Source organism: Shewanella nanhaiensis (genome assembly GCF_019457885.1).
In the GTDB taxonomy this organism is placed as follows: domain Bacteria; phylum Pseudomonadota; class Gammaproteobacteria; order Enterobacterales; family Shewanellaceae; genus Shewanella; species Shewanella nanhaiensis.
This window is the reverse complement of the sequence record NZ_JAHZST010000015.1, coordinates 133,079-140,452: the sequence shown is the minus strand read 5'-3', so window position 1 is coordinate 140,452 and position 7,374 is coordinate 133,079. Positions and strand designations below refer to the sequence as shown.

6 protein-coding genes and 1 pseudogene are annotated in these 7,374 nt (G+C 42.8%); 5 read left to right on the top strand and 2 right to left on the bottom strand.

The annotated features are described in order from the left end of the window. Positions 1-64 (top strand): annotated as a pseudogene (locus K0625_RS18555) (IS200/IS605 family transposase); the annotation flags it as partial. A gap of 78 nt (positions 65-142) precedes the next feature. Here the strand turns inward: K0625_RS18555 and rdgC are convergent. Continuing rightward, a complete protein-coding gene (gene rdgC, locus K0625_RS18550; protein WP_220111047.1) occupies positions 143-1,054 on the bottom strand; it encodes a recombination-associated protein RdgC in 912 nt (303 codons plus the stop codon). Between the two features lie 292 nt (positions 1,055-1,346). Between rdgC and K0625_RS18545 the strand changes: the two genes are divergently transcribed. From K0625_RS18545 to K0625_RS18530, 4 genes are all read left to right on the top strand, one after another. Further along, positions 1,347-2,294, top strand: a complete 948-nt coding sequence (locus K0625_RS18545; RefSeq protein WP_220111046.1) for a porin — start codon at positions 1,347-1,349, stop codon at positions 2,292-2,294. A gap of 170 nt (positions 2,295-2,464) precedes the next feature. Next, positions 2,465-3,154: a phosphate regulon transcriptional regulator PhoB gene (phoB, locus tag K0625_RS18540; RefSeq protein WP_220111045.1), complete on the top strand. Its 690-nt coding sequence runs from the start codon at positions 2,465-2,467 to the stop codon at positions 3,152-3,154. A 99-nt stretch (positions 3,155-3,253) separates the two neighbouring features. Beyond that, a complete protein-coding gene (phoR, locus tag K0625_RS18535) occupies positions 3,254-4,549 on the top strand; it encodes a phosphate regulon sensor histidine kinase PhoR (protein ID WP_220111044.1) in 1,296 nt (431 codons plus the stop codon). A gap of 203 nt (positions 4,550-4,752) precedes the next feature. Beyond that, positions 4,753-5,724 (top strand): PstS family phosphate ABC transporter substrate-binding protein, encoded by a 972-nt coding sequence (locus K0625_RS18530; RefSeq protein ID WP_220111043.1) that lies wholly within the window; start codon positions 4,753-4,755, stop codon positions 5,722-5,724. Positions 5,725-6,393: 669 nt separating this feature from the next. Here the strand turns inward: K0625_RS18530 and K0625_RS18525 are convergent. After that, complete coding sequence (locus tag K0625_RS18525; RefSeq protein ID WP_220111042.1) at positions 6,394-7,272, bottom strand: collagenase; 879 nt, start codon at positions 7,270-7,272, stop codon at positions 6,394-6,396. Between the last annotated feature and the right edge of the window lie 102 nt (positions 7,273-7,374).

The window sequence follows — 7,374 nt, the reverse complement described above, 5'->3', positions numbered from 1 at the left end:
AAGATATGTAAGGCATCAAGAAAAGGTTGAAAAACAGGAGCAGCCGCAATTAGATTTGAAGTAGACAACGCCCCCTTTTAGGGGGCTAATGCAAAGCCACCTTCTTCAGAAGGTGGATTCTTTACTGGAGAGATAGCAAAGCTTAAATGGTGTCTTCTACGCCACCGAGTGCTTCGACTAATGAGTTCATTAGTGCGATAAGCTCACTACCCATCAATGCAAAGTCTGCATCTAAACGTGCCATAGGATCTTCAGTTCCCACTTCGTCATTGCCTGCTCTGAACTCTTCAGAGAACTTAAGACGCTTAATTCCTGCATCAGACTGCATTAAGAAAGCGATGGATTGTCCGAAGTGAAGTGCCAGTTTATGAACTTGCTTACCCACTTCAATATGCGCCAGTACTTCATCTTCGGTTAAGTTCTGCTGTTTAAAGCGAACAATCCCGCCTTCGTCTGAATCGGTTTTTAGCTCAGCTTCATCTTGCATAATGAAAGGCGCTGGAGTGCTATTGCCTTTCACCCACTCAGTGAGCTGAGATTCGATAGGCGTCTTAAAGCTCAATGGAATAATTGGCAGAGAGCCTAAGGCTTTTCTGAGTAATGCCAGTAGCTCTTCAGACTTAGCTGCACTTGAGCTATCGACGAGGATCATCTCAATTTCAGGGATGATCAATGCGTGTATCTGGCTACGTCTTGTGAAAGCACGAGGAAGCAAAGTCATGATGATCTCCTCCTTCATGGCATCTTTCTCTTTTTTAGCCAGTTTACGGTCCTCTTCAGCTTCGATCTGCGCCACTTTATCTTCGAGGGCTTCTTTTATCACTTGGCCTGGAAGGATTTTCTCCTCTTTTGTTGCACAGATCAGATGGCGACCGCTCGCACTGTGTACCAAGGAGATCCCTTTCTTACCTAAGGCATTAGAGAAACCAAATTTGCTGATGTCCTGGCTTGAGCATGGAGAGAAGGTGAAGTCTTCCAATGACTTTTCAAGCGCTTCAGGATCGACAGAGAAAGGTTTATTAAAACGGTAAACAGTCAGATTTTTAAACCACATAATGAGCGCCCAATCAAAATTAAAGGCGCAGTGTAAGTCATTGCTGAGCTCGGGTAAACCGCAAAGATAACGATCCCACCTTAGGCTTGATGCATATTTCATAAAAGTGTCATATAACAAGTTTTAAACTTGTATCCCTTGCTCTTAAAGGGGTTGCGGCAAGTTATGCTATTTACTTTTTAGCTATTTATCAAAATTGAACTTTATTGAAATAAAACTGCAACATAAAACTTGCACACTCCTCGGCGTCCAAACCAATAACTAAGACGAACTGATACGTCGAAAGGATTAAATGATGAACGCTTTTTGTAAAACTCTACTCGCTTCCGCTCTTGCTACCGCTACTTTGGCTTCTGCAAATGCAGCTGAGTCATTAACGGTTTACGGTAAGTTGAACGTCACGGCTCAATCTAATGATGTAGCTGATGAGTCTGAAACAACGATTCAAAGTAATGCTTCACGTCTAGGTGCTAAGGGAAGTTTTGAACTTAGCAGCTCTTTAGAAGCTTTCTACACGATTGAATATGAAGTGGACACAGGTGATGATGCTAAAGAAAACTTCAAGGCTCGTAACCAGTTTGTTGGCTTAAAAGGTAATTTTGGTGCCTTCTCTGTCGGTCGCAACGACACTATGTTGAAGCAGTCTCAAGGTAAAATTGATCAATTCAATGACCTATCTGCCGATTTGAAAAATCTGTTTAAGGGTGAAAACCGTATCGAGCAGACTGCAACTTACTTAACACCAACATTTAATGGCTTTAAAGTGGGTGTGACCTATGCTGCTGAAGCTGCTAAATCTCAGTATGCACAAGATGGTTTCAGCGTTGCAGCTATGTATGGTGATGCTAAGCTGAAGAAATCTCCTATCTATGCATCTATCGCATATGACTCAGATGTAAAAGGGTACGAAGTTGTTCGTGCTACGGTTCAAGGTAAGATTGCTGGTCTTAAGTTAGGCGGTATGTATCAGCAGCAGGAAGAGACCTACAGCAAGACAGGTGAAGCTGTAAATGGCGACAGCAAGACAGGTTACTTATTTAGCGCTGCATACACTATCGATGCTGTTGTCCTAAAAGCGCAATTCCAAGATATGGAAGATAAAGGTGACTCTTGGTCAATCGGTGGCGATTACAAGTTAGGCAAGCCAACTAAGCTGTTTGCATTCTACTCTAGCCGTTCATATGAAGGTGAAGAGAATGACGATAAGTTCTTTGGTGTTGGTTTAGAACATAAATTCTAAATTTGGCTAAAGTAATAAAAGGGAGCTTAGGCTCCCTTTATTGTTTGAAGCCTGGGCTGGTTTATGACAAAGAGGTATTTTTTATGACAAAATAGCCCTGTTGATCATAATTTTGTAATAAAACTGACCAATAATAGAAGCGTGAACATTCATCGGACAGAAGAACGCATATGACTGCTAGGATATTAATTGTTGAAGATGAGTTGGCGATTAGAGAGATGCTAACTTTTGTATTGGAACAGCATGGTTTTGTGACTTCAGCTGCTGAAGATTTTGATTCCGCCTTAGACCTGCTAACTGAGCCATACCCTGATCTTGTTTTATTAGATTGGATGTTTCCTGGTGGTAGTGGTATTCAATTGGCTAAGCGGATGCGTCAGGATGAGTTTACCCGCCAGATCCCAATTATCATGTTAACTGCTCGCGGTGAAGAGGAGGACAAGGTACGCGGTCTTGAAGTGGGTGCTGATGATTACATGACTAAGCCCTTCTCTCCTAAAGAGCTGGTGGCCAGAATTAAAGCGGTAATACGCCGCAGTTCACCGACAAGCCTCGAGGAGCCTATCGATGTTCAGGGCTTGATGTTAGATCCCATTAGCCACCGAGTAACAGTAGGCGATCAGGTGTTAGAGATGGGACCGACTGAGTTTCGATTACTGCATTTTTTTATGACTCACCCAGAGCGGGTTTATAGTCGTGAGCAGTTACTCGATAATGTATGGGGTACCAATGTGTACGTTGAAGATAGAACGGTTGATGTACATATTAGGCGCTTACGTAAGGCGATCGAACCCTCTAACCATGACCGCCTTATTCAAACGGTACGTGGCGCTGGGTATCGTTTCTCCATTCGTTTATAAATAATGTCAGTGACTTCGACTCATTAAGATTGGTTAGGCACAAGGCTTTATTTGCGTTATCTTGTGCCTCATCTTATCCAATGGTCTGGATAGTATTATATGTTTGATTCGTATTCGGGTTATCGGCTGCTCTCTCGGTTAATAACCTATTTAGTACTCTGCTTTATCTTAGGTCTGCTTATCGGTGAGATCGTTTGGGTACTCCTTTTAGGGACAGTTGTCCTACTTTTTTGGCATTATCGCCAACTTTCAAGATTAAATTTTTGGCTATGGCGTGATAGACGTCTTACTCCTCCAAACGGAAGGGGGAGCTGGGAGGGAGTGTTTAACGGCATCTATCGTCTTCAGGGTAAAAACCGTAAACGAGTCTCACAGTTAGCATTTCTACTTGGTCGTTTTCGTCAAGGCGCGGAGGCACTGCCCGATGCGGCAGTTGTGCTCGATGCTGAACACAATATCGTTTGGTGCAATAAGTTAGCGCAATTACTGCTTGGCTTAGTATGGCCGCTGGATAGTGGACAGAGGATAGATAATCTTCTGCGTCACCCCGATTTCTCCAATTATCTAAAAAAGGGGAGTTATCAGGAGCCGTTGGAGCTTGCCTCTCCACACTCTGATAGTCGTATTCTTGAGATACGTATCATGGGATATGGTACCGGTCAGTTCTTATTGATCGCACGAGATATTACGCGGGTAAGGCAGTTAGAGAGTATGCGAAAAGATTTTGTCGCCAATGTGTCACATGAACTTAAAACGCCGCTCACTGTGTTGCAGGGGTACCTTGAGATGATGCAGGAGATGGCAGAGCCAGGTTCGCCCAATATTAAAGCGATGGATCAGATGCAGCAGCAGACCAATAGGATGCGCTCTATGGTTGAGCAGTTGCTGGTACTATCACGTATTGAAGACTCAACTGAAATTAACCTTGAGATGACAATCAACATGTCCCACATGATGGATGTGTTGAGAGAGGAAGCGATGGCCCTGTCTCAAGATGAGCATGAGTTGGAGTTTCATTGTGAAGCAAGCGATCTCTATGGCAATGAGCTTGAGCTGCGCAGTGCCTGTTCTAATCTAATCTCTAATGCGATCCGTTATACCCAGCCCGGCGGTAAGGTGAGTGTTAGCTGGAAGAGTGTTGCTTCAGGAGCTGTATTTAGTGTCACCGATACCGGAGATGGCATTGCTCCGCAGCATATAGGGCGATTGACTGAACGCTTTTATCGGGTAGACAGTGCTCGTACCCGACAAAAAGGGGGAACAGGCTTAGGCTTAGCGATTACTAAACATGCCCTTAGCCATCACCAGAGTGAATTGATGATAAGCAGTGACTTAGGTAAGGGGAGTACTTTTAGCTTTCTTATTCCCACTAGCTTATTGGACAGTAAAGAGTAATTTCTATCTCTTGAAATAAAAGCAGGCATCTTGCCTGCTTTTCTGTTTTGAGTATTTCGCCAAAAGATTTGCTGTAAAAAAGCATCTGTCATCTAAGTGTCACATCAAAGTAATAGACTTGTCATGCTGGCAATTGATACTTGCTGCAACTTAATTGTTAAGCAATTTAACTAAGCAAGTACGTCTAAAAACTGGAGCAAAGAATGAAACTGAAACAACTTGTCGGTGCAGTGAGTTTAACTGCCGCTAGTGTATTTTCTGCAACCTCTATGGCTGCTATCGATCAGTCACTGCCTGTTTATGAAAAATCAAGTGGCGTATCGGGTAACCTCTCATCTGTAGGTTCAGATACTCTGGCTAATATGATGACACTTTGGGCAGAAGAGTTTAAAGAGATGTACCCTAATGTGAACATCCAAATTCAGGCTGCTGGTTCTTCTACTGCGCCACCAGCTTTGACTGAAGGTACTTCACAGTTTGGTCCTATGAGCCGTAAGATGAAGCCAAACGAAATGGAAGCATTCGAAAAGCATTACGGTTATCAGCCTACTGCCATTCGTGTTGCTATCGATGCACTTGCAGTATTTGTTCATAAAGACAACCCAATTGAAGGTTTGAGCATTGAGCAGATCGATGACATCTTCTCTGCAACACACAAGTGTGGTGGAAGTGATGTTAAGCGTTGGGGCGATGTGGGCCTAACAGGTAGTTGGTCTGCGAAAGATGTTCAGCTTTATGGCCGTAACTCAGTATCAGGAACTTATGGCTATTTTAAGAAGAAAGCCCTATGTAAAGGTGACTTTAAAGCGAATGTAAATGAGCAACCAGGCTCAGCGTCAGTAGTACAGTCAGTGTCTCAATCACTGAATGCTATCGGTTACTCAGGGATCGGTTATAAGACTGCAGGGGTGAAAGCCGTTGCTATCTCTAAGAAAGGTACTAAGTACATCGAAGCTACTGCTGCCAACGCAGCAAACGGCAGTTATCCGCTATCACGTTACCTATATGTTTATGTGAACAAGCACCCAAATAAAGAGCTAGCGCCGATGGATCGTGAGTTCCTTAAGTTTGCACTTTCTAAGCAAGGTCAGCAGATTGTAGAGAAAGATGGTTATGTACCGCTTCCTCGTAGTGTGACAGCGAAAGATTTAGCTAAAGCCGGCATTCGTCTTTAAGCTAATAATAGTTGTTCAAAAGGCCTCCTAGTGAGGCCTTTTTTGTGTCCTACTTTCTTAAGCTTAAGCAAAAAAAAAGCGACCTAATTAGGTCGCTACATTTCCAAATTTGGAACTGGTGATAGCCGCGCTAGAGACCATCTAATAAGGGAGAATGATGAACAGTGAAAATAGACTTAAAGTTAGTTGTAACTTGTTAACTCTAAGCAAAAATTCGCTTCATATAGTCAGAGTCGACTTTCATGGAAAAGTTCAGAATAATTTCAAAATTAATGATCTTTTTTTCGATCGGGGATCCTAGAGATAGAAGTTAGCGAGTTAATGCTTGGTATAAGGTGGGATGGAAAAAATGTGGAGTAAAAAAATGGCAGCACCTACAATCGAGGGCTGCCATAACGATCTTTCACATTAAGAGGAGAGGGACTATTCACAGGCTTTAACCTATGTGCGCTAACAAAGTCCTTTCTCATCTTATAAGAAACCAATGAGTCTCTTAAAAGGGAGATGATGATGAACAAAAACAGAGCAAAAATTGATGCCTTGTAACTGATTCACTATATAGGACTGCGGCTATTTTAATTGGTTCATTCTTTTTCCCAGTTTTTTGAAATTTATTTTAGCTGAGGAGTGTTTTTATTTCTTAGTATCTGTTTTATATGTAAAAATTTTTTAGAGTGATATAAGCCAATCTTTAAACTCATCATCCATCTGTGTTCCCCACTGCCTCACCAAGGCTTGATACCTAGGATAATCTCCTTTGCGAGTGAAGGTTAACATCTGCTCGATTTTGTCTCTGTGCTGTTCCATCATAAAGCGAACGGCTAAATATCCCCAGCGGTAGACCCTGTCAGAACCGCCATTTATCTCATAGCTGGTATTAAATAGTTCACTCAGTGGGTAACTCGTCTTATTAGTTAAGGAGTCTTTCGCTAATTTTATGGCGGCCTCATTATTATCGCCTTGAGAGATATATTCACCTAGTCCCTCACTCCACCATACAAGGTGAGGCAAAAGTGGCGCAGGTTTTGGGCAATACTCGGGGGCGCTATGGGAGTCATGGAGTGAGGCGCAAAAATCACCGTAGAGGTTGAAGTGCCCATCGAGGTAATGTACGTACTCGTGAGCTAAGTTCCAGATCTGGCCCTTTTTCTCGTAGGCGACAAACTCAGCTTGGTTATTCACTTTGTCAGGTAAGCCCTCGAGGAACATGCCACCATTATCGCTGGGGACATCGAAGTGGGCGGTCACATATTGAACGTAATCTTCGCGGGAGTGATAGACATTGGCTCTCATACTGACATTGTTGTCATTGGCTACAGGTTTTCCCCGAGTGCCAAACAGCTCATGAAATTTCGCTTCTTGGGTACCCAATAACTGACAGGCTTGATCTATTTGAATTTGTGATAAAGCTTGAGAGCGGATAAGAATAGTGTCGCTGCACGCATGTTCCTGAGTTAAGATTTCAGAAAGGGATGATGACTCTGCATTGGCAGTAAAAGTATAAAGAGAGAGTAAAGTGGCAATAGGGAGGAGGTTAGATACCTTCATTCAGTGTTACCTTAGATGTTTTTACTGTATAAAGTATCCCTTAAGTGTTTCACCTTAAAGAATTGAAGTCAATTACGATGACAATAGCCTCTCCTCTGGTTA